The sequence below is a fragment of the Methylomonas rhizoryzae genome (assembly GCF_008632455.1).
In the GTDB taxonomy this organism is placed as follows: domain Bacteria; phylum Pseudomonadota; class Gammaproteobacteria; order Methylococcales; family Methylomonadaceae; genus Methylomonas; species Methylomonas rhizoryzae.
This window is the reverse complement of sequence record NZ_CP043929.1, coordinates 4461687-4484959: the sequence shown is the minus strand read 5'-3', so window position 1 is coordinate 4484959 and position 23273 is coordinate 4461687. Positions and strand designations below refer to the sequence as shown.

20 protein-coding genes and 1 pseudogene are annotated in these 23273 nt (G+C 50.1%); 12 read left to right on the top strand and 9 right to left on the bottom strand.

Going from position 1 to position 23273, the window contains the following annotated elements; all coding sequences use genetic code 11:
- Positions 1-32 precede the first annotated feature (32 nt).
- Positions 33-470: an RrF2 family transcriptional regulator gene (locus tag F1E05_RS19790; RefSeq protein ID WP_150051566.1), complete on the top strand. Its 438-nt coding sequence runs from the start codon at positions 33-35 to the stop codon at positions 468-470.
- Positions 471-755: 285 nt separating this feature from the next.
- On the opposite strand, the gene F1E05_RS19785 is transcribed toward F1E05_RS19790, so the two are convergent.
- The 3 genes from F1E05_RS19785 to F1E05_RS19775 all read right to left on the bottom strand — a co-directional run bounded on the left by F1E05_RS19785 (position 756) and on the right by F1E05_RS19775 (position 3059).
- Positions 756-1844, bottom strand: a complete 1089-nt coding sequence (locus tag F1E05_RS19785) for an IS5 family transposase (protein ID WP_150051564.1) — start codon at positions 1842-1844, stop codon at positions 756-758.
- A gap of 153 nt (positions 1845-1997) precedes the next feature.
- A complete protein-coding gene (locus tag F1E05_RS19780; RefSeq protein WP_150051562.1) occupies positions 1998-2504 on the bottom strand; it encodes a DUF6438 domain-containing protein in 507 nt (168 codons plus the stop codon).
- Between the two features lie 9 nt (positions 2505-2513).
- A complete protein-coding gene (locus F1E05_RS19775; protein WP_150051560.1) occupies positions 2514-3059 on the bottom strand; it encodes a hypothetical protein in 546 nt (181 codons plus the stop codon).
- A gap of 687 nt (positions 3060-3746) precedes the next feature.
- On the opposite strand from F1E05_RS19775, the gene ltrA reads away from it, so the two are divergent.
- Positions 3747-5027, top strand: coding sequence for a group II intron reverse transcriptase/maturase (ltrA, locus tag F1E05_RS19770; protein ID WP_232056719.1), 1281 nt, complete (start codon positions 3747-3749; stop codon positions 5025-5027).
- Positions 5028-5510: 483 nt separating this feature from the next.
- On the opposite strand, the gene F1E05_RS19765 is transcribed toward ltrA, so the two are convergent.
- Positions 5511-6929 carry a S8 family peptidase gene (locus F1E05_RS19765; RefSeq protein WP_190303201.1) on the bottom strand — a complete coding sequence of 473 codons (1419 nt, stop codon included), beginning with the start codon at positions 6927-6929 and terminating at the stop codon, positions 5511-5513.
- A gap of 1527 nt (positions 6930-8456) precedes the next feature.
- Between F1E05_RS19765 and F1E05_RS19755 the strand changes: the two genes are divergently transcribed.
- The 3 genes from F1E05_RS19755 (at position 8457) to F1E05_RS19745 (ending at position 10177) form a co-directional block, all read left to right on the top strand.
- On the top strand, positions 8457-8837 hold the full coding sequence (locus F1E05_RS19755; RefSeq protein ID WP_150051554.1) for a rhodanese-like domain-containing protein: 381 nt from the start codon (positions 8457-8459) through the stop codon (positions 8835-8837).
- A 206-nt stretch (positions 8838-9043) separates the two neighbouring features.
- Positions 9044-9445: an exosortase system-associated protein, TIGR04073 family gene (locus tag F1E05_RS19750; RefSeq protein WP_150051551.1), complete on the top strand. Its 402-nt coding sequence runs from the start codon at positions 9044-9046 to the stop codon at positions 9443-9445.
- 36 nt (positions 9446-9481) lie between these two features.
- Positions 9482-10177: an OmpA family protein gene (locus F1E05_RS19745; protein ID WP_150051549.1), complete on the top strand. Its 696-nt coding sequence runs from the start codon at positions 9482-9484 to the stop codon at positions 10175-10177.
- Positions 10178-10352: 175 nt separating this feature from the next.
- On the opposite strand, the gene F1E05_RS19740 is transcribed toward F1E05_RS19745, so the two are convergent.
- Positions 10353-11408, bottom strand: coding sequence for an acyltransferase family protein (locus F1E05_RS19740; RefSeq protein ID WP_190303200.1), 1056 nt, complete (start codon positions 11406-11408; stop codon positions 10353-10355).
- Between the two features lie 215 nt (positions 11409-11623).
- Here F1E05_RS19740 and F1E05_RS19735 point away from each other — a divergent pair.
- Positions 11624-11908, top strand: a pseudogene (locus F1E05_RS19735) (IS66 family transposase); the annotation flags it as partial.
- Positions 11909-12101: 193 nt separating this feature from the next.
- Here F1E05_RS19735 and F1E05_RS19730 read toward each other — a convergent pair.
- Positions 12102-13424 (bottom strand): HD-GYP domain-containing protein, encoded by a 1323-nt coding sequence (locus F1E05_RS19730; RefSeq protein ID WP_150051545.1) that lies wholly within the window; start codon positions 13422-13424, stop codon positions 12102-12104.
- A 274-nt stretch (positions 13425-13698) separates the two neighbouring features.
- Entirely contained in the window at positions 13699-16272 is a 2574-nt protein-coding gene (gene clpB / locus F1E05_RS19725; RefSeq protein WP_150051543.1) for an ATP-dependent chaperone ClpB, read from the bottom strand.
- Between the two features lie 405 nt (positions 16273-16677).
- Here clpB and F1E05_RS19720 point away from each other — a divergent pair, with 405 nt between their 5' ends.
- The 3 genes from F1E05_RS19720 (at position 16678) to F1E05_RS19710 (ending at position 18324) form a co-directional block, all read left to right on the top strand.
- Positions 16678-16881, top strand: a complete 204-nt coding sequence (locus F1E05_RS19720) for a cold-shock protein (RefSeq protein WP_150051541.1) — start codon at positions 16678-16680, stop codon at positions 16879-16881.
- Positions 16882-17021: 140 nt separating this feature from the next.
- Complete coding sequence (locus tag F1E05_RS19715) at positions 17022-17954, top strand: hypothetical protein (RefSeq protein ID WP_150051539.1); 933 nt, start codon at positions 17022-17024, stop codon at positions 17952-17954.
- Positions 17955-18069: 115 nt separating this feature from the next.
- A complete protein-coding gene (locus F1E05_RS19710; protein ID WP_150051537.1) occupies positions 18070-18324 on the top strand; it encodes a hypothetical protein in 255 nt (84 codons plus the stop codon).
- Here the strand turns inward: F1E05_RS19710 and F1E05_RS19705 are convergent.
- Positions 18321-19106, bottom strand: a complete 786-nt coding sequence (locus F1E05_RS19705) for a radical SAM protein (RefSeq protein WP_332095601.1) — start codon at positions 19104-19106, stop codon at positions 18321-18323. The genes F1E05_RS19710 and F1E05_RS19705 overlap by 4 nt on opposite strands.
- A 112-nt stretch (positions 19107-19218) precedes the next feature.
- Positions 19219-20859 (bottom strand): glucose-6-phosphate isomerase, encoded by a 1641-nt coding sequence (gene pgi / locus F1E05_RS19700; RefSeq protein ID WP_150051535.1) that lies wholly within the window; start codon positions 20857-20859, stop codon positions 19219-19221.
- A 274-nt stretch (positions 20860-21133) separates the two neighbouring features.
- Here pgi and F1E05_RS19695 point away from each other — a divergent pair, with 274 nt between their 5' ends.
- From F1E05_RS19695 to F1E05_RS19685, 3 genes are all read left to right on the top strand, one after another.
- Positions 21134-21727, top strand: coding sequence for a hypothetical protein (locus F1E05_RS19695; protein WP_150051533.1), 594 nt, complete (start codon positions 21134-21136; stop codon positions 21725-21727).
- Between the two features lie 132 nt (positions 21728-21859).
- Positions 21860-22783 (top strand): cupredoxin domain-containing protein, encoded by a 924-nt coding sequence (locus F1E05_RS19690; RefSeq protein ID WP_150051531.1) that lies wholly within the window; start codon positions 21860-21862, stop codon positions 22781-22783.
- 59 nt (positions 22784-22842) lie between these two features.
- The gene (locus F1E05_RS19685) at positions 22843-23268 is read left to right on the top strand and encodes a YqaA family protein (RefSeq protein WP_150051529.1); all 426 of its coding nucleotides are present in this window, start codon (positions 22843-22845) and stop codon (positions 23266-23268) included.
- The last annotated feature ends 5 nt before the right edge of the window (positions 23269-23273 follow it).

The window sequence follows — 23273 nt, the reverse complement described above, 5'->3', positions numbered from 1 at the left end:
GAATTTCAAATGCACGCTGACTGGAGGAGACCATGCAACTGACTGCACACACCGATTACGCGCTGAGAGTATTAATGTATTTGACGGTACATCAAGATAAACGGATCACCATCGACGAATTGGCGGAGTTTTTCCAAGTGTCCAAAAACCATTTGGTGAAAGTCGTGCATAACTTGGGCGTTAAAGGATTCATCAATACCGCCCGCGGCAAGGGCGGTGGCATAAGCTTGGCCAAACCGGCCCGGCAAATCAGCGTGGGCCAAGTCGTCAGGCAGATGGAAAGTCACTTTCAGATGGCCGAATGTTTCAATGCGGCCAAAAGCGGCCAATGTTTACTAGAAGCGCAATGCGGGTTGATACCGGTTTTAGGCAAGGCCGTGGAACAATTTCTGCAAGTTTTAGACGGGGCAAGCTTGGCCGATTTATTGCCGCCGGGAACCAAGTTGAATCAGCATGCGGGCAACGTTTGACGAGCGGTTACCTTAAACCACCCAGATGTCAGTGGCGGCAATATCAGGCGAACCCATCAGAATTTCAACACCCTGTTAGGGAAATCGCTGGATTATCGTTCGCAGCATAAGAAGTATTAGCAGGGTGTTGAAATTTGCCTATATGCCTTCGGCTTCAAAACCATTTTTTGGTTTTGTTGGGCTTCTGGAAGCCCGATCACACCTCAAAAACCGGTTTTAGCCGGTTATATTCGCCCCGAAGGGCGTTAAATTCCGCCTTTTGGCGGATTTCAGGCGCACCACCGCCTAGGCGGTACTGTATCGCCAGCCGAAAATGGTACCCATGCGAGTCAGGTTATAGGCGGCAAAGGTAAAAATTGTTTGCGCGGCGACCTTCTTTAACCCCCGGAACTTGGTTTGACGTAGCGGGCCGACCGTCTTGGCCCAACCGAAGACTTCTTCGATCCGCTTGCGGACGTTGAGGCTTTTCCGGTAACCCTCATGCCGTGTGGTACGTCCGTCGATGGCCGAACCTTTTTCCTTGCTGGCGACATGCGGCGTGACTTTGCGCTGGCGTAACTTGGCGACAAAATCCTGCGTATCGTAATTTTTGTCGGCGGCCAAGGTCGCGCCCGGTTTGTGGATCGTGCGTTTGACCATGGCATGGGCCGCCTCGCGTTCTGCGGTGCCGGTGGCCTGGGTGACTTCGACGTCGACGACCAAGCCATTACGGTTCTCCATCAAGGCATGACCGAGGAAAGCCAGCTGCGATTTGTCGCCCTCGCTCTTTTTGTACAACCGGGCATCGGGGTCGGTAGTCGAGGCATGGGTTTCGTTGCTGCGTTTCTCGCCCTTGAAGTTGACCGTGGGATTGCGGCCGCCATCTTCCGGCGACGGGGTCGAGCCGTCTTTTTTGACGAAACTTTTGTGCGAGGCCCAAGCTTGAATCAGCGTGCCGTCCACCGAGAAATGCTCGTCAGAGATCAGCTGTTTCCACTCTGCCAAGGCCAGTACCCGTTCGAAAAACAAGCGGCTGATCCGCTCATTCAGCAAACGGTCGCGGTTGGCGCTGAAGGTCGAGTGATCCCACACCTCGTCATCTATCGTCAAGCCGACAAACCAGCGGTACAAGAGGTTGAAGTCGATATGCTCCACCAGTTGCCGTTCCGAACGGATGGAAAATAGCACTTGCAACAAACTGGCGCGCAACAAGCGTTCCGGCGGAATGGAATCTCGACCGCGACGAGCGTAGAGCGCGTCGAACTCGTCGTTTAGCGTGGCGAGCAACAAGTCGACCACTTGACGCAGCTTGCGTAGCGGATGCTTTTTGGGAATCCGGCTTTCCAGGGTTCGGTAACTGAACAGGTCTTCTTGAGTAATGTCGGCGCCGCGCATGGGGACAGTGCAATATATTGGAGATAGAACTATTTTATCATTTAGAACAATACTTTATGATTTACCAACACATCTGACTCAACCAGCCAATGCGGGTTACAGGGGAGATAAAATCAACAGCCTGTTAGACATAATCAATTTTCCTAATATTAATTAACGACAATAACGCATACGAATCCATTCTAAGTCCCACAGGCGTTCGGCATCGGTAGTTCGAATAATTTCATTCATCAACTCGCACTGACGCCTGAATGTAGTCATCTCTCGAGTTCCCTGGCGAAAACGAATTCCTGCACATATCCAAGCAGTTCGGTCTGTTGCATTAATGGGGATCCACGCAGGATCTGCCGGCCCGGTTGCATCAAGAAAATGCGCTTTTTGGAATTTATGAATGAGTTTTTCCAAAGAAGACTTATCAATACGATGTTCGTCACGTCCCAAGACTTCGACGTTTTTTACACCCTTGTATTGAACGAGACCGTCTTCAAATATTTTAATAATAAAAGAAGGCTCGCATTTTACGCCACATGCCAGATAGGGCGTTCCATACGACAAGGTAATAATCGGTTTATTTTCCGCATATGCCATTTTCGTTTGGCAATTCATCGCAAGCAATGTCGAAAAGATCAACACATTTGACAGGCTCGTTTTTATTTTCATGGTTACATCTCAATGTGTTAATAAGATATACATACCAAATACTTGATACTCGCATATTCTGTTATTCTGATTTCTATCGTGCATAAAAACCCCGAAATAATAGGGTTCGGATAGACTACTAGTTAAATAGGCGCCGTATCCTCTAGAAACAGACAAATTAGTGAAAAAACCATCGAAATAATATTTGCCTTTATACGCAAATACGTTTATCGGAAATGCCAAGACAGGAAAAGAAATCAGACTAGGCCAGTCCAGAGCCTCCTGATCCGCAAATATACGTTTCATTTTATCTTCGGTGATTTGCTGCATCGATGGATCAACAATGTAAACGCCTTGCTTGTTTTTGATAACCACATCGTCGGCTATACCATCATTATCCAAATCCAGTTGAGTTTGATACCTTACAAACGGTGTCTTTTTGTTCACAAGGATATTGGCATTTATTGCCTCTAGGCTATTGGCAGGTAAGCCTCTTACCCCCTTTGGACCACCTTCAAGTAGTCCGCCAACTTTGGTCCGGTATTCGTATTGTTTATTTGATAATTTTTCGATCAAGTCCTGATCCTGATAGCGATCGAAGCTTATGGTTTTGTAATTAATGCGTTGTATTTCCTCCGCTGTCAGCGGTACTGGTTTAAGGTCAACAAACCCCTCTAGCAACGGTTCTGTGACTCGGCCTTTAACCGGATTATTATGTGTGCCTTGCTAAGGCGCATCTGATTCGTCGGTGTAAATCCGACCCGGCTAACTCTCGCTCCAGCCGGAAGCACTTGGGGCGGCTCGGGAGGTAACAAACGGGCTGAAGCACTCCAAGAAAAAGGTCTCCCTGGGAGATCAGCGGGCCATGCGGGCCATAGCGTGAGTGAACACTGAGCAGGCCTCGAAATGTCGTCGTGGGAGCCGACCCGCCATAATAACGGGGAAGGCCGATGCTTTTACGGAATCGAGCGACAGAGTCGTAAGAGTCCCACCGGGGTAGTGGTGATAGCACGCATGGGAGAGATCAGGTGGGCAACAAGGGAAGTCCCTGTGGGTGCCCTGATGGCGGCAACGGCGATCCCGTGAGGGATGGAGCCGGCCTGCAGGGATGGCGGAGGGGCGCGTAGTAGTGGTGAAGCCGGGTAACGCCGGTAGAGCGAAGGCGCCCTGTTTCGAAACGTGATGAGGAAAGTGATAAGAGCTAAGGGGATTGACGTGAGTCTACCAACCTCGACAAGTACGGTTCAGATATTACAGACTTCATTGCAGGCGAAAGCCAAAGCAGAACCAGACTACCGTTTCTACAGCCTATGGGATAAAGTCTGTCGTATCGATGTGTTGCAAGTTGCCTACCGGCGCTGCCGCGCCAATCGTGGCGCTCCTGGCTATGATGGCATCCGCTTCGAGCCGATCGAAAACCAAGGGCTAGACGGCTGGCTGGAAAGAGTGCGGCAGGAGTTAGTGGTCGGCGAATACCGGCCGCAGCCCCTGTTGCGCGTGTGGATACCCAAGGCCCAAGGCGGACAGCGTCCTCTGGGCATTCCGGCTATCCGTGACCGCGTGGTCCAGATGGCGGTGTTGTTGGTGATCGGTCCGATTTTTGAAGCCGACCTGCTTCCCCGACAATACGGATTCCGACCTGGAGTCGATGCCAAGATGGCGGTCAGAATAATCCATTTCGGTATCTCCCAAAGGGGCAAACGGGAAGTCGTGGACGCCGATTTGTCTAACTACTTGAACACGATTCCCCATGGTGATCTGATGCGCTGCGTTAGCCGCCGGATCGCGGACGGCACGGTGCTGGCTACGATCAAACAATGGCTAAACGTAGCGGTGGTGGAGCATTGCGAACACGGTGAGCGCCGAACCACGGAAGCGAAGGACACGGGTCGAGGCACCCCGCAAGGCGGTATTATCTCGCCCTTGCTCAGTAATCTTTACTTCCGGCGCTTTCTTTTAGCCTGGCAGAAATTTGGATTTGCCGACCGGCTTCAGGCCGAAGTGGTGAACTATGCCGATGATCTGGTGATTCTCTGTCCGAAAGGACGGGGTCAGGCAGCCATGGAGGCCATGCGGTGGCTGATGAACCGACTGGGGCTGACGGTCAACGAGAAGAAAACCCGTCTGGCTATGCTGCCAGAGGAGCAGTTTGATTTTCTTGGTTACACCCTGGGCCGATTCTACGGCAAGGATGGACGCCCTTACTGGGGAACACGTCCGTCGAAGAAAGCGATCAAGCGATTAAAACAAGGTATCCATGACGCCACGTCATCGCGCTGGAACGCCAAACCGGTGCAAAGCCGGATTGACGAACTCAATCCGATGATTCGAGGTTGGGCGGGTTATTTCAATCAGGGACCGGTCTGCCCAATCTACCGATGCATCCAGGATTACGCGGAGCGACGGCTGCGAATCTGGTTAATGCGCAGACGTGGTCAGCGCGGAACGGGGTATCGCCAATACCCTGACGAGTACCTGTATGAAACTCTGGGGCTCTACCGCCTGCCACGTACGCGCGCCGACCTGCTGAACGCGAAGGCTTGAGGTTCGAAAGAAAGCCGGATGCGGGAAATCTGCACGTCCGGTTTGACGAGCGAGATGTGGAAACGGAGCGATGGTTAGGCTAATGAGGCACTGCCAAACGAAAGAGGCAGCAACAGTTAGGCCTAACCTTAGGCCATCGCGCCACATCTCGACTCTACCGAGAAATTCGGTGGCATTGAGCCGTTGCAAATACGCTTCGCAGACTTCTACTCCATGCCCTTTAATCAACTCAAAAACGGGTTTGCTGGGTAGAGATTCTTCTGCGTACGTTGATTGGCCCCAACATATCGTTAGGCTACTGCCAAGAATCCAGGTGCAAATGCGTGAACGACGGTGTTCCGGTGTATTTGGTGTTGTCATGGCTCTTCGTTTTTTAGGGGATTTCACACATTGGTTGAAGCATGTGCCATGCAGCATTGGCTAAATGGGCCGTATATGATCGATATGGGCATGTGGAGTATCGAAGCGAGTTAACTGCCAGAATTACGGTAACCACTGTAAAGCGCGGTCGGCCTGAAGTAAGCCATAGCCTGACAAGTGGTCATAACCTGGTTCACCCCAATCTATCGCACTTCGCCGTAATAGGTCGTAAAGTTGAATTGGCGGTAAAACGTGGTCGTTTCGTGCTGCGGCTTGCAATAACAAGGCTGCCACCGCGGCTGCATGGGGAGCAGCGGCCGAGGTGCCGGTGAAGTTGGGTTTGCCGTCTTTTTCCAGGTCCGGCCGGGTTTTGGAAAAGAAGCTGGTGTTGACGTTAGTGGGCGCGACCGCATCGACGTGATGTCGGACGACGGGCTCGGGCAAGCGGTTGCCTTGGTCGTCGAACAAAATCGGCAGTCCTCCAGGCGAGGAGTAGTAACTCAAGCGCAGTGGCTTGTTGTTTGGGCCGGTTTCGACCGCTCCGACGCTGAATACGTTTTCGGCATTGGCATGGCCAAATGCTGAAGTGATGGTTTTCGGATCGTTGCGATATTCGTCGATACTGGGGTGTTCGCTCGGTAGCGAGCTGCCGCTCAGGATGTATTTCAGCAAGCCGGGCGCGGGACCCGCTACTTTCAAAATGCGCAAGCCAACCGTTTTTCGACGATGGTTGCCTTTGTTATCGAATCCAACCACTTCGACGGGGTCGCCGCCCAGATTATCGGTCGTGCCGCCAATGACCCAGGCTTGACTGAGCTGCTTACAAGACGGATCGTCGTAAACCGCCACATCCAGGTCGCTGGCCGAACCGCTGCCGCCGCTAATCGACTTGGCCGGCTGGTCCCATTGTAGACTCAACACGGTAAACGCATCGGCGCCAACGGTGATGGTTTGGCAGGTATCGGTTTTATTGGGATCGGGATTGAAGTCGTGGGCGACGCCTTGTTTTGCGCCCAAGGGATAAGTTCCGCTGTCGACAAATGCGGATTGATAGCTGTTGAGACCTGCATTGCCCACGGACGTAAAAAAGGCGATGCCGCGTAGGGTCGCCAAGCGGTCAATGGTTTGAGACGCCGGGCCATCTTGAAACATTGGTTCGCTGAAATAGACCGCGTCGTCGACGATGATCCGCGCACCATGCTCGGCCACTGTCTTTAGGGCTTGTATGAAGTCGTTGGGATTGTCGCCCATGGCGTGAAATAACAGATTAGCCTTGGGCGCAAGATCATGTATAACCTCCAGCATGGCGCGGCCTTCGTCAAGTGCCCTTTCGTTTTGGCAATCGGCTTCTTTCAGAACAGTCACCGTCGGCGGCAGTTCACCATTGGCTTGGCCGGCGTCGGCGCCGCCCAGACAATTGAAACTGTCACTGATGACGGCAATGCTGACCCCCTGGCCGCTCAATCCGTCTTTGCTACATACTTGTTTGGCGTGAATGATATGGTCGCCCTGAGTGCGTGCATTTTTTGCACTTGTTCCCATGGCATAACTTGCATTACTCAAAATTAGAAATAGGGAACCAATAGCGATCATCTGGTTTAACCACGGAAATCCATTATCTAGGCAGTTTTCTCGGTTGGTTTTCATCGGATTCTTTAATTTATTATTGCGCTAGGATTGGTTCCGCTGATGATACTGGTTATAGCTCTATATCATAGGGGCAATGCTGATTTAATTAGCCTATACTCGTATCAGAGTCTCAATAACTCGCGCGATAACATCTAACGTTTGGCCACTGTGCTTGTTCCCGTATCGATTGGCAAAGTCCTTAGCGGATAACCGATATTTTGGCTCGGTTAATATGTTCTCCAGCATCGCTGTAATTTGTTTTTTGCTAAAAGGCTTTCTTGCAACTAGCCCGCAATCTAAGGACTCCACACGCCGACCCATCAAATATTGCTCAACATTTTGAGGAACCAAAAGTAGCGGCACCCCAGCTATAAACATTGACTGACTGTCCCAGCGCCGCCGTATGAGATGGCTAGATCGGCTTGTTGCAACCAATCACGCTCTAACGAAATAGGCCGGGTATAAAGCCGGAAAGATGGTGTATTCTCTTGCCCGGATGTATTGGAACGAACCCCGGGTGCCACAACAATAGTTTCCGCAGGAAACGCCGACAATACGCGTAGTAACACGTCGAAACCCGGCATACTTGGGCGTAAATACGCGAAGATACGAGGTTTATCGGAAGATTGCCGCCGTACAGATTGACCGCCGCCGCTCGAAAATAGAGAGCCAATATAACACCCGCCGTCTCGTTCACCGTAATAGTCCAACTCGGGATAGGTCGCGAGCAATGTTTTCGCATGGCCGAATAGTTCGCCGAGACGATGTAGTTCAGGTCGCTTGAATGGCGTGATTATCGCGTTCATACGTTGCAACAATATCGCCTCGGAGCGGCGTAAACGACCGATGTCGACAGTCTCTCCCACGCTCGGATGGAGGGTGATGGCGTGCAATCAGGCGGTAATTCGAAACCGGTACCGACCGCTACCGCCGGCAAATTGACCACATATGCCGCCAAAAGCGCCGTTGGCGCATGGTCAATCACTGCGATCTCGGAATTCGATAAGTGTATCAAGCTCAACCAACTTTTCACCAAGCCGCGTAAGCACATCAAGTCGGCATAACCTTGTGTTGCCCCTGATTTAATTGCGTACTTATAGACATCCCGTTATACACAACTTCTGCAGGTATACCACTGTCTGGCAGCGCTCCAACTATATTAGGCGCGAGTAGTTGCCAATGGTCAATTTTTCAGCCTAACGATCATGAAGTTTCGCAGTCGCCCCGGCAAATGAAAGTTGACGTTGTTATGTCGTTACTCTTTTGGAAGATTGTCGAGTGAATTTCAGAGCGAGGCTAGGATGTTTGCGAAAGCGCTGGCTCCTCTACGCATGCTGAGCATAATCGAGAATGCCTGGCCGTTCGAATGGCCGTGTGCAACAAAAAGCGTATAGTGTGGTCATTGCTTTTAAATAGATCGTATTGCTAAGGAGATCGACGATGCGTAACTACCTAATATCCCTATGCTGGCTGGCCGCGGTCAATACCGGCTGTAATTTCGTGCAGCCGGATTACGTGCAGATGTTGAGTCCGGCCGAGTTGAAACAAGTGCTGCAACAACAAGACGTAGTGTTGATCGACGTGCACGTTCCGGAACAAAAACACATTGCCGGTACCGACTTGGTGATTCCGTTCAACCGGGTCGAAGAGTATCAAGGCAAACTGCCGGCCGATAAAGACACGCCGATTTACCTCTATTGCGAAGGCGGCCCTATGGGCAATGCCGCAGCCAGAGTCTTGCACGACTTGGGATACAAGCGTTTATATAATCTGGACGGAGGCACCAAGGCATGGCGGCAAGCGGGATTCGGGCTGGAATAGTCCCATTCGTTCTATATCTGCACCAACCGCTTTACCGTGCTGCCGTTTTGTCGCTCTCGGTCGTTCGTAAAATAAGACGGTGCGATGTCCCTACCAATTTTCGGGTTACCGGATATGCTTTATTCCATCAATAGTCGGCGATTGCCGGCCTTGATTTCTGCACGCAGAGTTTGAGCGGCGTAAACCTCAGATAAAAGGAGTGTCCTATGAATAAGCATACTATTGTGGCAGTTTGTTGTGCGGCCGGCGCATTGAGCATTGCGCCGCCGGCGCACGCGGATAGTTACTGGAGCTGTTTCGCCAGTAAATTCAGTCAAGGTGTTGCCAATATGTCGACCGGTTTTTTCGAAATCCCCAAGAACATGATCAATTTCACCACCGATCAAAATTTGTTTGTCGGCATGACCTGGGGATTGCTGCGCGGTACTGCGCATGGCGTGACGCGAACTTTGGTCGGCGGCGCCGAATTTTTGACCTCACCCATCCCCAGTGACGATTTCGCCTCGCCGGCTTACGTTTGGGACCGGTTTAGCGAGGATAGCCGATATTTCGGTTTGAATTTCCCCGGTTATTGGACCACTTACGGCCCGTTGGACGACGGCAAATAAGCCGTTGCGACCGTCAACCATTGCGAGGATACCACCATGGACAACAATAAAAACTCCCTAGCGCTGGCTGTTTTGGCTCTGGCGCTGTCCGCTTGCTCCGCGCCGCGTATGGACGGTACGGATTTGAAAGCGGAAATCGACGCCGCCAGAACCGGCCATTACGGGCAAGCGATGTTGCACGAAGAGCTCTCGGAAGAAAAACTGGCCGAGGCCAACAACGTGTTGCGGCATATAGAAAAAAATCATTATTGGAACATCGACGAGAAGGCGATGGCGCTGGATGCGGCCAAGCTGGCCGCTCAACACCGCTTGGAATCGGAAAAAGAGATGTGTTTATGGCTTACCGAAGTACACGGCAACAATCACCGTTTTTTGGACGCGACGCACGAAGTAGTGGCGTATTTCAAAACGGCGAGCGATGTGCCGTATAAAGTGCGTTACGAATCCATAGGCCGCGTCGGCCGCTGGCTGCAGGCGCATCCTGATGCGCGTGCGACCGTGACCGCCTCTACCGATACGGTCGGCAAGCCCGATTATAACGTAGCCTTGTCCCAGCGCAGGGTGCAAAACGTCGCCAAAATGTTGGTGGAACAAGGGGCAAACAGCGGCCAGCTAAGCTTGAAAGCGCTCGGTGAAGCCGACGGGCCGGACAATACCCCCAACCAGGAGCATAGGGTGGCTATCGTCCTGACCGGCCAGCCCGAGTATATGGATTGCCCGGCTATGCATTAATGTTATTTGCCTACCGGTTTACGGGAATCAAGGCTTGAGCGCCCTGTTCCCGTAAACCGTCATCCCTTTCGAACGGCGCATTACGCCATGCGTGCCGGGGCCGTAGGCAGGATTGAGCGAAGGCGATACCGGGCACAAATGTCGCCAATGCCGGGTTTCATGTTTTCGACCAAGCCTACGCTCCTGCAGGACTCTTCCACGTTCGCGATAACCATTGGGTAATCGGCTTCTCGATCACGAGGTATAGCATGTGTCCCGCCGTGATGGAGCAGATAAACGCCACGATAAAAAGAACCGCAGGGGCTAACCGCTCGTGAAGGTGTAGTGCCATCCACACCTTGCCCATGGCCGGCACGAGAAAAGGATGGACGAGGTAAAGGCTGTAGGAGCTGTCCCCAATGGCTGTGAATAACTTTGGGACCTTAATTCCGGCGTGTTCCAGTGAAAGGGCGCCTAACAGCAGGATACCTCCCGGTAGACCCCAGCATATAACGCGTGTCCATTTTCCCATGTTGACATCACTCGTCACGAAAATTGCCGTTATGCTGAGGATGATTGCGGCTGTGGCGAGGTAAGGCGGTAAGGAAAATCCTTTTACAAATAGGAAGGCAATTACCGTCCCCAGATAAAACTCAAACAGTATCGGATTGGTTGCCACCCCCGCCCATGTCGGCGGTGACCAACTTGATGCGCCGAAAATGATGCCCGTCATGAATAGGGTTCCCGAGATGATCAGAAAATACTTTCTAGGCAGGTTAAGAAGTATCGCGAACATCAGATAAAAATAGACCTCGAAGCACAAAGTCCATCCTGTTTGCATCACGGTACCGACATCTCCCTTGGAATTTTTAGATAGCAAGAATAGATAAGACGATATGACGTTTTGCCAGTTGAATTTGATTTCGGAAAACAGAGTGGGAGCAAACGCCAATAATAGGACAATTACGGTAGTGTAAAACCAGTAGATAGGAATAATCCGTATCGCTCTACGGCGGATAAAAGCTGCCGTAGCCTTCGGTTGGCGGAACGACCCATAGGTTGTGTAGATCATGATGAAGCCGCTTATTACGAAGAACAAATCGACGCCGCTTGCTCCAATCTCGGATACAGCAAACGAATATCCGCCGTTGTGTACCAGCATAAATAGAACGTGGTATACGACAACAGCGCTAGCAGCGAGTGCTCTTAGAGCCTGAACCGTAATAAGTGTCTTGGATGCACCTAAACTCATTCGAGACTCCCCTTTGCTTTCTGAAAATATTCTTCGCATTGTATAGGCTCGTGGCAGGAGATGATCGAATAGAATCCGTTTAGCGTAATAAGGGGGGCTTTCGGGTTGAATACAATGATAACCAACGAATTGGCATCAATTGCGGCTTCGCTTTTGTTTAACTCAGCCGGCGCGTAAACAGCATGGTGAAAAGTCCGTGTCGGAGAAAGTCATGACTAGGCAAAGCCTTGCATTATCTGTCGTCGCAATGGCCGAAGCTGATTCGCTTTGTCGAGAACGGCGCTTGGCCCATCGACAACAACCTCTGCAAAAACGCGATTCGTCCGTTTGTGGTCGGTCGCCGCAACCGGTTGTTCTGCGACACGGTGGCCGGTGCCCGGGCCAGCGCCAATCTCTACTCGCTGATTGAAACCTGCAAAGCCAACCGCATCGAACCCTATACCTATTTGGTGGAGCTGTTCCGTCAACTGCCTCTGGCAAAAACCGTAGCAGACTTCTAGGCATTGCCGCCTTGGCAACTCGTCGAGCAAAAAACCGCATAAACTGTTACAACTTCGTTCTGAAAATCAATGGCGTGGTTTAAAGGGCGCTTACAGAAAAACGACAATCCTCATGTCGAGCAAAACAACTCTAATATGAGGCAACGACTTTGACTCTTCGGTTATCTTTTTCTACGGGGGCAATACGATGTGTCTAAGCGGAATGGGCAAAGCCTTTTTGCAGAATGCCTTGCTGATAGTATTTGCTAATGTCAATATCGTGATCCTGGGCTTTGACTATGCCTTTAATGGTTAATACCTTGCCTAATTCGTCCAAGGGCATTTCCGCCAGATTAATGACTTGCTCCGCAACCGGTTGACCGAGCGGGTCTCGTAATAAAATAATTTTCGGCCTGAGTCTGACCGTCTCGTTCACTTCTACTACGATGGCGACGGCGCCGTTCGTCATCATCACGATACAGCCGGGAGGATAGACGCCTAGCGCCTCGATAAATTTAATCACCAAGCGTTCGTCCAATTGGGGGCCGCTCAAATTCGACAACACATTGGTGGCTTCCAGGTGGGTTCTGCCTTTTTGATAAACCCGGTCGCTAGTAATTGCGTCGTAAATATCGGCAATCGTGACGATGCGGGTAAACAACGGCAAGCCGGTGTGATTGATTTTGTTCGGATAACCTTGGCCGTTTAAGGTTTCGTGATGGGATAACGCGGTAGTGACGGCGCCCGGGAACATGCCGTGGCTGGATGCCAATAGTTCGCGGCCCAACGTGGTGTGAGAACGCATGATCGCTAATTCGTCCGGTTCCAACTTTCCGGGCTTGTTCAATATCTGCAGGGGAATCAGCATCTTGCCCATATCGTGCATCATGCCGCACAAACCCACATTGTTGAGATTCGCCACCGATAAGCCGATTTGCCTGCCTAATACAATCGACAGCACGCAAACATTCAAACTGTGTTGAGACGTGTATTCGTCGCGATTTTTTAGTTGACTTAGCCATAGGAAGGCGTCCGGAGAGTGCAATACGCTATTGACGCACTCCGCCACAGCCGCCTTGGCCAATTTGGCATCCACGCCTTCGCCGCGGGCGATGCGTTCCATAAAGTTAGACACCAACATACCCACTTCCTTATGCACCGACTCCGCGCGCCGGATTTCTTGGCTGAACTCTCCCAATTTCGGCGGAGGGTCGGAGATTTCGAAATCCGACTGTTCGCGATAGGGAGTGGGTGGCGGTGTTGGTTTGCTGGTTTTTGCGCGCTGCCGAGTCGTGTCTATGTATACATAGCTACATACTTCCTGAACCGCGCGGATGTCGTTCTCGGACGTCAATTCGAACCCTTGGAATTTAAAAGGGCTTTCCAACCAAGGGCGGTCCAATTCTATGATGTACATGCCGATAGCCAAGTGTGCTGTGGGCGTATAGACTCTCTCGGGTACGCTGTAAGTAACCGCGGAAGAATCGCGCGACGATGCTTTTTTCTTGCCGAAGGGCCACAGTTTCTTAAGGAGCATTAAAAACCCTAATCAAATAGTTAGCCCAAGCAATAGGCGGGTTAGCGAAAGTTCGGATACATGGCGTACGCTATCATTGTAAGCGGATCGATTGACGCATTCCAAGCAATAGGTAACGGCTTTGGACTGTCTTTTGCAAATTTGGGGGGGGAGGGCCCGGGCAGGGCCGTGATTATTCCGGCTTAACTCGTTACAATGGCCGGGCGGCGCGGAATAGTTCGGTTGCTAAAGGCCGAAGAAAGGGGCGGTCCGTTTGCCGCCCCTCAAGGCGCAGTTATTTGCTAAACGTCAAGCCGTCTGTGGCTTTATCTACCCTGATGATATTTCCGGGCAGAAAATGGCCGGACAATATGGCGTTAGCTAGCGGATTTTCCAATTGCTTTTGGATGGCGCGTTTTAACGGTCTTGCGCCATAGACCGGATCGTAGCCGGCTTCGCCGAGCAAATCCAAGGCCGCTTCACTAATATCCAGCCCCATGTCTTTTTCTTGCAGCCGCCGACGTAACAGTTCGATCTGAATTTCGCATATTGCTCGGATTTGCGCGTTGCCCAAAGGATGGAACACCACGGCCTCGTCGATGCGGTTGATAAACTCCGGGCGGAAGTGTTGGGCGACGATTTCCATCACCGATTCCTTCATCGTGGCATAGTTTTCCTCTCCCGAGAGCTCTTGTATGACATGGGAACCCAGGTTGGAAGTCATAACCACGACGGTATTCCTGAAGTCTACCGTGCGGCCTTGACCGTCGGTAAGGCGGCCATCGTCCAATACTTGCAACAAGACGTTGAATACGTCGGCATGAGCTTTCTCGATCTCGTCCAATAAGATGACCGAATACGGTTTGCGTCTGATTGCCTCGGTTAAATAGCCGCCTTCTTCGTACCCCACATACCCTGGAGGGGCGCCTATTAGTCTGGCAACTGAGTGTTTTTCCATGAATTCCGACATGTCTATCCTGATCATGGCTTCTTCGGTATCGAACATGAATGCGGCTAGGGCTTTGCAGAGCTCCGTTTTGCCGACGCCGGTCGGGCCTAAGAACAGAAATGAACCGTTAGGGCGGTTGGGATCGGCAAGACCTGCGCGCGAGCGGCGGATGGCGTTGCTGACGGCTTTTAATGCTTCCGTTTGTCCGACCACGCGCTTGCCGAGTTCGTCTTCCATGCGTAGCAGTTTTTCCCGTTCTCCCTCCATCATTTTCGAAACCGGTATACCGGTCCATTTCGAAACGACTTCGGCAATTTCTTCTTCGGTGACTTTGCTGCGTAGCAGCGTTTTATCCTGCATTTCCGCTTGCGAAGCCAGGTCCAGTTCTTTTTCCAATTTCGGGATTTCGCCGTATTGCAGTTCGGACATGCGGGTATAGTCCTGGCCGCGGCGCGCGGCTTCCAGTTCCAGCCGGGCGTGTTCCAAGCGTTCTTTGATGGTGGCCGTGCCTTGTAATGCGGCTTTTTCCGCTTTCCAGATTTCTTCTAAATCGGAATATTCTTTTTCCAGTTCACCGATGTCTTGTTCCAATATTTCCAAACGCTTTTTGGATGCCGCATCGTTTTCGTTCTTCAACGCTTCGCGCTCGATTTTCAACTGGATCAGTCGCCGGTCTAGCTTATCCATAGATTCCGGTTTGGAGTCCATTTCCATACGGATGCGGCTGGCAGCTTCGTCTATCAAATCTATCGCTTTGTCCGGCAGTTGCCGGTCGGAAATATAACGGTGGGACAGCGTAGCGGCGGCTACAATGGCCGGGTCGGTAATATCGACGCTGTGATGGATTTCGTAACGCTCCTTTAAGCCGCGTAAGATGGCGATGGTATCTTCGACATTGGGTTCGTCGACCAACACTTTTTGAAAGCGACGTTCCAGTGCGGCGTCTTTTTCGATGTATTGGCGGTATTCGTCCAGGGTGGTGGCGCCTACGCAATGCAGTTCGCCGCGGGCAAGAGCGGGTTTCAACATATTGCCGGCATCCATTGCGCCTTCCGCTTTACCGGCGCCGACCATGGTGTGCAACTCGTCGATGAACAAAATCACTTGGCCTTCCTGCTTGGCGATGTCGTTCAAAACGGCTTTCAGTCTTTCCTCGAACTCGCCGCGAAATTTAGCACCGGCGATCAGTGCCGCCATATCGAGCGACAGCAGTTGTTTGCCTTTTATGCCTTCCGGCACTTCGCCGTTGACGATGCGTTGCGCCAAGCCTTCGACGATGGCGGTTTTGCCGACGCCCGGTTCGCCGATCAGTACCGGGTTGTTTTTGGTGCGGCGTTGCAGCACTTGGATGGTGCGGCGAATTTCGTCGTCACGGCCGATAACCGGATCCAGTTTTCCTTGTTCCGCGCGCTCGGTCAGGTTGATGGTGTATTTTTTCAAGGCTTGGCGTTGGTCTTCGGCGTTAGCGTCGTTAACCGATTGTCCGCCGCGCATGTTCAGGATGGCTTGCTCGACGGCAGCCGCGACGACTCCGTGCCGTTTCAATACGTTTTGTAGGGTGCCGGCGGTTTCCAGAGAGGCAAGCAGAAAGAGTTCGCTGGATATGTAAGCGTCTTTGCGCTTTTGCGCGAGTTTATCGGTCAAATTTAGCGTGCGCGAAAGTTCGTTGGAAATCTGTACGTCTCCTCCGGCTCCGCTAACGTTGGCGAGACGGTCAATTTCTTTGTTTAAATCGGTTTTAAGGGCGTTGACCTGCACACCGATTTGTTGAAGCAAAGGCTTTATGCTGCCGCCTTCCTGATCCAGCAGGGCGAGCATGACGTGTAAAGGTTCGATGAATTGGTGGTCTTTGCCCAGCGCCAAACTTTGCGCATCGCCGAGTGCTTGTTGGAATTTGCTGGTGAGTTTGTCCATTCGCATGGTGAGGCCTCTTAGGATGAATAGTGTTGCCACCGATATAAGGCGTTACTTATATGTTTTCAAGAGGGATGCGGCCATGAAATGAAAGCCATTAACGACAAATTTCTCGGCAATGAGCGACGTTATCTCGACGTGTTTGTTGCGAATTGTGCTTGTTGTTTTTATTTTTAGATCGGGTCGCTCACTATTCCGTATTGCCGAAAATTGGCCGGTTGATTTCGGCCGGAAAGGCAGCCAACGCGCTGAAACCGTTGCCGCTACTGGGGCCGAGTAGCGTTGCCGAATAAATAACAGTACAATTAGTCGGCTCAGATAACGATGTTGAATGTCACCAAAGCCTATTCCGGCCGGCTATCAATGTTATTTTCTGCGCGGTGAACAGTATTAATCAGTAGGAGCTCTAAAATGGCAACAGGCACAGTCAAGTGGTTCAACAATACCAAAGGCTTCGGTTTTATCGAACCTTCGGAGGGCAACGAGGATGTTTTCGTCCATCACTCGGTAATTTTGGGCGATGGATTTAAAACGTTGTCTCCGGGACAAGCGGTAGAGTTTGACATTGAGACAGGACCTAAAGGTTTGACTGCGGCTAACGTACAGCCCAAATAAGGACTACTCACTCCGCGGAAAAGGCCCTCCGGTTTCGCGAGGGCCTTTTTTTTGCCCTTAACCCGGCTTTTAACATAGTTACTTATTTTGTTGCGGCGCTATAATCGAGCTTACCCTTCCTAACTACCCTCCCCGAAGCTATGGCGCGCGAATTTTCATCGTTACAAGACCTTGACGTTCCAGTGAAAGTATTGTTTACCGGCTATCTCTCCACCGTGGCGGTGGGGTATTTGGTTGCGTTGATTCAAATTTTATTCACTCACGGAATGGCGGACGGCAAGTTCGGATTGTCTATAGACGACATTGTTTACAGTTACTATGGAAACCGATCCGGGACCACATTGGAGATTAAATTAAACGGCTCTATGAAGGAAAACGCTTCGGAGCAAGAACGGTTTCAGATTATTCAGTGGGTTCGAGACGGCGCAGACCAAGATGATTACGTCGAATCAGGTGTTCAGAATATCATCAAAGAACGTTGCGTGATGTGCCATAACAAGGAAAGCGGCTTGCCCAATTTCGATGATTTTAAAGTATTGACCGAATTATCTCGGCAAGACGAAGGCGCGACCTTCGGTTCCTTGACGAGGGTGTCGCATATCCATTTGTTCGGGATTAGTTTTATTTTTATGTTCGTCGGATTGATTTTCAGTTTTGCCGAAACCAGCACCGTCAAATACAAGTCGATCGCAATCGGTATGCCTTATGTGTTTTTGCTGGTGGATATTTTGTCTTGGTGGTTAACCAAATTACATCCTATGTTTGCGATTCTGGTAATAATCGCCGGTGCAGGCATGGCTATTTCGTTTGCGTTTATGTGGACGGTTTCCGTGTTGGAAATGTGGATGTTTGAGAAGGTGTTTATCGATTCGCAAGGTCATCGTCGGCCGAATTGGAGCACTATCGTCGAAACTAGGTTGCAGCGCATAGGTTGCGATAGTGCATTGTCTATCAGCGGACGGCTGTGGTGTATGTGCAAATCGGGCTTAAGCGCTTTGTGGAGGCAGTGGTTGCAAGTGGGTTATCCTTACGTTAAAGAGCGATTTACCAAGGTGTTTGCCAAGAAAAATTAGCGCGTATTGTGATACTAAGGACAAATCGGTGGCGATGGGCTATGGAATTTAATTTATTGCCGCCGCTCTTAGGGTTAAGATAGAGTTCGGGTAGAGAAATCTCGCGGAGGCCGTCATGAACATCAATACATTTTCCAGCGTCACTAATTTGATTAGTACTACGCAGCAAAGAGCAAATGACGCCGCCAATACCATTGCTCGGCTGCCTGTCGATAAACAAGAAGTTGGAACCGCCGAACAATTCAGCTCAGGTGATTTATTTAAACCTGTTCTGAGTTTAAAAGAGGCGGAACTGGAAACCTCGGCGGCCGCAAAGGTAATTAAATCCCATGAAAAAACGGTAGGCAGTTTATTGGATATAAAAGTCTAACCATTAACGCTGACGTCGTACCCTAGTTTTTCGATGTCAGCAGCGAAGGCCTTTATTTCCAATTCGGATGCTTTGTCTAGCGATGGCGCCTCAGGCTGCAGTGAAGGGCGGGCAAGGCTATACAGCATAACGCCGCGAATGGAGATGTTTTGTCGTTGTAGTTCGGTTAGCAGCGAAAGATAAGCCGTTTTCTCATCATTGCTCCAAGCATCGCCGTAATGCAGCATGCAAGTTTGCAATTTTGTAGGGCAGTGTTCGCTGGCGATCTTCAAGTTATTAACGAGGTGTTTGCGACTTTGCCTGCTATTGTTGAGCAGGCGGCGTCCTTCTGTCGTGGCACTGTCCAGCTTAAACCAAATTTCTCCGTTATTTTGGGCCAAGCAAACTAGGCCTTGGCAAACGTTGGGTTTGTGCAGCAAGCTGCCGTTGGTAATCAATATGAATTTGCATGCGGGAAATATCTTCTTGTTTTTTGCTGTATGTGCAATTGTGCTGACCGCTTCGTGAAAATTAGTCAAACTGCTAGGTTCGCCATTCCCTGATAGTGCGATGTCTTTGATCTCCCGCGCTTCCGGCGGCACTTCGAAGCGCTCGTAGAACTCGCCGGAAATGATGTCATCTAATAAAAGCTCCAGTTCCGAGCGAAGTATTTCTATATCCAAGATGGGGGCTGAGCCGCGTTTCAGGTCGGGAACTTGGCAGTAAATGCAGCGCCAGTTGCATGCATTATTGGGGTTGAAGTTAATGCCTATCGAGAGTCCGCCGGAACGGCGGGAAATCACCGGATAAACATATGTCAATCCGGCGATTTGTCTATCGTGGTCGGCGGTACCGAGCGCTTTCTTTATCAAATTTTCCAGGATGATGCGTAAATCTAAAGAGGTAGAATCGGCGTCAAGAGTTTCGCAATTTTTTGTAAGCGTTGATTAGGCCGTTAGTCGAGCAATCGTGGCTGTGGATCGGTTCATCATGCTTTAATTCCGGCAAAATGGCTTTCGCTAAAACCTTGCCTAACTCTACGCCCATTTGATCAAAGGAATTGATATTCCAGATAACGCCCTGAACGAAAATTTTATGTTCGTAAAAGGCGATTAACATCCCGAGCGTTCTTGGCGTCAGTTTCTTAAATAGAAACGTATTTGATGGCCGATTGCCGTCGAATATCTTAGATACAATTAAAGCGTCGTCCAGATTGGGCTCGTGGCTTAAGTCTTTTCTAACCTCTTCTTCGGTTTTACCAAGCATTAGCGCTTCGGCTTGTGCCAAGAAATTTGCGATCAGGATGTCGTGGTGATCGGGCAGGTCATAATGGCTTTGCGCCGCCGCAAGGAAGTCGCTAGGTACTAACTTGGTTCCTTGGTGAATCAGCTGAAAGAAAGCGTGTTGCCCGTTGGTGCCCGGTTGGCCCCAAATGATGGGGCCTGTGTTGTAATCGACCTTTTCTCCGTTAATCGTGGCGCTCTTACCGTTGCTTTCCATGTCGCCTTGCTGGAAATAATCGGCGAAGAATTTTAACGATTGTGCGTAAGGCAAGATGGCATAGGTTTCAGCTTCGAAGAAGTTGTTATACCAAATGCCCAGTAACCCCATGATTACGGGAATGTTTTGCTCGAAAGGCGCATTGCGGAAATGTTCATCCGCTAAATGGGCGCCCATCAATAATTCTTCGAAATTGTCCATGCCGATATAGAGTGCTATGGACATACCTATAACGGACCAAAGCGAATAACGGCCGCCAACCCAGTCCCAAAACTCGAACATATTGTCCGGGTCTATACCGAATTCTTTCACCGCTGCTACGTTGGTCGAGATGGCGATGAAGTGCTTGGCAATGTGCGCAGAGTCTTTGGCAGTATTTAAAAACCAATTCCGCGCCGAGCGCGCATTGGTCATGGTTTCCTGTGTGGTGAAGGTTTTTGACGAAATGAGAAATAGCGTGGTCTCAGGGTTTAACTGTTTCAACGTTTCGACAATGTCGGTTTGATCGACGTTGGAGACAAAATGCGCTTTTAAAGATTCTTTACCGTAGGGTGTGAGGGCGGTATCGACCATTTTCGGGCCTAAATCCGATCCGCCGATGCCGATATTGACAATATCGGTTATGGGTTTTCCCGTGTAGCCGGTCCAAGCGCCCGAACGTACTTTTTCGGTAAATTCCCGCATTTTTTCCAGTACTTTATTGATTTCCGGCATGACGTCTTTGCCGCGGAAATAGACAGGGTCGTTGCCCCTATTGCGCAACGCCGTATGCAGTACAGCACGTTTTTCCGTAGTGTTAATAATCGAGCCCGAAAACATCGCTTCGGTTTTCTCATGCAATTCTGCTCGATTAGCCAGATTGATTAACAGCGGAATCGTCTCCTCTGTGATGAGGTTTTTAGAAAAATCGAATAGCAAATCGTTAAATTCAATCGAAAACTTTTCGAATCGGTGCGGGTCTTTGGAGAACGCCTCTTTCATGCAAAATTTGCCGGCAACTTCTTGGTGATGTTGCTTGACGGCGTTCCATTCGGCGGACTTGATCAGACTGGACATATGTTTTGAGTGCCTTGAGCCTAGTGACAGTTCAGAAAACCGGAGAGTTGTTGCTGTGTAGCGGAAAGGATAACCTACATATTATAAGGATTGTGTTGTGGTGTTGACAAAAAAATACATGGGCTAGCGAATACCTTGCTGATGATGAGTATTGCCTTTATTTGCCTAGGGCGATGTGCTAGAGTGGGCGCGCTTTTGCCAGTGCTGCGCTCATGGCAAATCCACCATGCCGAGAGCGTGGATATAAAAATTAACAACTTCGGGAAGGGTAATTATGATGACAATTCGACAAGTAAGAAATGTTTTCCTAGGTCTCTTAGGGCTAATTTTTTCCTCAACTGTATTGGCGCACGGCGGTGCCGCCGGGACTGATACCGATCAATGCAAATTCGAATTGGAAAAAGACCACTGGATCCATTATACGGCTTATCAGCCTAAAGCCTATCCGGCTGAAGAGTTTTGCGGCAATATCCCGGACTTAAACTCGTTGATACAGTTGGTTTTTGACTATCAGGACCAACGTTATAGAAATATGGCGATAGAGTTTGAGGTAACCAAAGAGCCGGAAGGTACCCGGGTTTTTTATCAAGAACCGCAAAAACATAAGTCAGGCACCGTTATATTGAATCTGTCAAACGGGGTTTCTGAGGCCGGAAAATATTTAATACACATTACTTTGCTGCAAGACAATGGCGAGCGCTTGGATGCTCACATGAGCTTCAAGGCCGGCGCAGGGCAGCCTGCCAGCAAAGGCAGTATCGGGCTTTACGCCTTGGTTCTGTTCGCCGGGCTTTATATCGCTTATTTATCTCATGCCGGATTCAAGCAAAAGGTTGATGGTTTGCTTGGCAAAGCAAAAGAGTTCTAAACTAAACGGCGTTTACCTTGTCCAGAGATGGACTAGGGTAAACGTTCTCTTTCGTTATTCCTTGCTTACGAATTTTTGGGCGGATTCAGCCTGCATAATTTTACTGCCGCTTTACGACAGAGGTTAGCTTCAATGTTCAAAGTCATTTCAATGGCCGCGCTAGTTGGGATTCTATCGTTTGCCAATGTTTACGCGAAAGATTTTCAGGAACATAACAACATGATGGATCATGGCGACGGCCACTTAATGGATATGGATGGCGCAATGGTTATGGGGCAGAATGTTGATACCTTGCCAGGTGGTTGCGATAAAATTGCGGCGAGTAAAGAAATTACCGTTCGCGCCGGGCACAAATATTCGGAAAAATTTCCCGGCACAATGTGGGCATTCGATCAACAGGAATTTCAGTTTGAGCCTTGCACTAAGTTGACGGTGCATTTCGTTAACGAGGATGAAATTCGGCATCAGTGGATGATGCATGGGTTGCCTAAATACCTGTATCCTAAAGGTATGTTTCATTTGGAAGTCAGCGGTCCCGGCAGTGTCACAGGTACCCTAATTCTTCCGCCGGGTGACAAAACCTATCTTGTGCATTGCGATATTGCGCAACATATGGAAAAAGGCATGAAGGCGCAATTAAAGGTAGGGAAGGGTGGAGAAGACTTGCCCAGTATCCCCGGGGTTACCGCTAGCGTGTTTCCGGATGACTATAGTGGAAAGCCGTTTTCTGTGACTGCTTTCGCCGAACAAGAGGCGGCAGCCATTGCCGCTGCCGTAGCGGCAGCGGCCAAAGCATCGGTTAAACCTGCCGCAAATTCGGATGTGGCGGTGGCTGATGACAGCGGCTTTTTGTCCGGAGTTTCCATTGTTGGCTTGGTTGTGGGTATTTTTATTGGACCGATATTAGCTAAACGCTTCAAGGGAATGAGTGCTGGCGAGGTAGTGGCAACTATTTTCGAATGGCTTTCCGGAGCAATAGGCGCTTCAATCGACCTGCTGGCAAAATTAATCAAAAAGTTAACCGGAAAAAAAGCTATTCCGTTACCTGACAAATAAGGTTCTTGCTATCAAGCCCCTGAAACCTTCGGTTTCAGGGGCTTTTTTATTAATGAATTATGCAGTTTGAGTCGTTTGGGTTATTGGGGTTATTTCTTAGTGCGTTTGTTTCTTCAACGCTAGCACCGGGAGGTTCCGAAATCGTTTTGGCTTTGTTGGTTAAGAGCAAGCAATTTTCGGTGCCTGATTTGGTAGCGGTGGCTACTGTGGGAAACTCTTTGGGCGCTTTGACCACTTTCTGGCTGGGCGTCTGGATGTCGCGCAAATATCCTTCGGAAGCGTTATTGAATAGCTCGCGGCAGAAATCACTGACGACTATCAAGCGTTGGGGGATTTTCTCGTTATTGTTTTCTTGGTTGCCGATTGTGGGTGATGGATTGTGCTTTGCGGCGGGTTGGTTAAGATTGTCGCTTTACGGCTCGATGGTATTGATTGCTATAGGGAAAGTGCTTAGATATCTTGTAATTGCGTATGCAGTAGTGTGATTTGT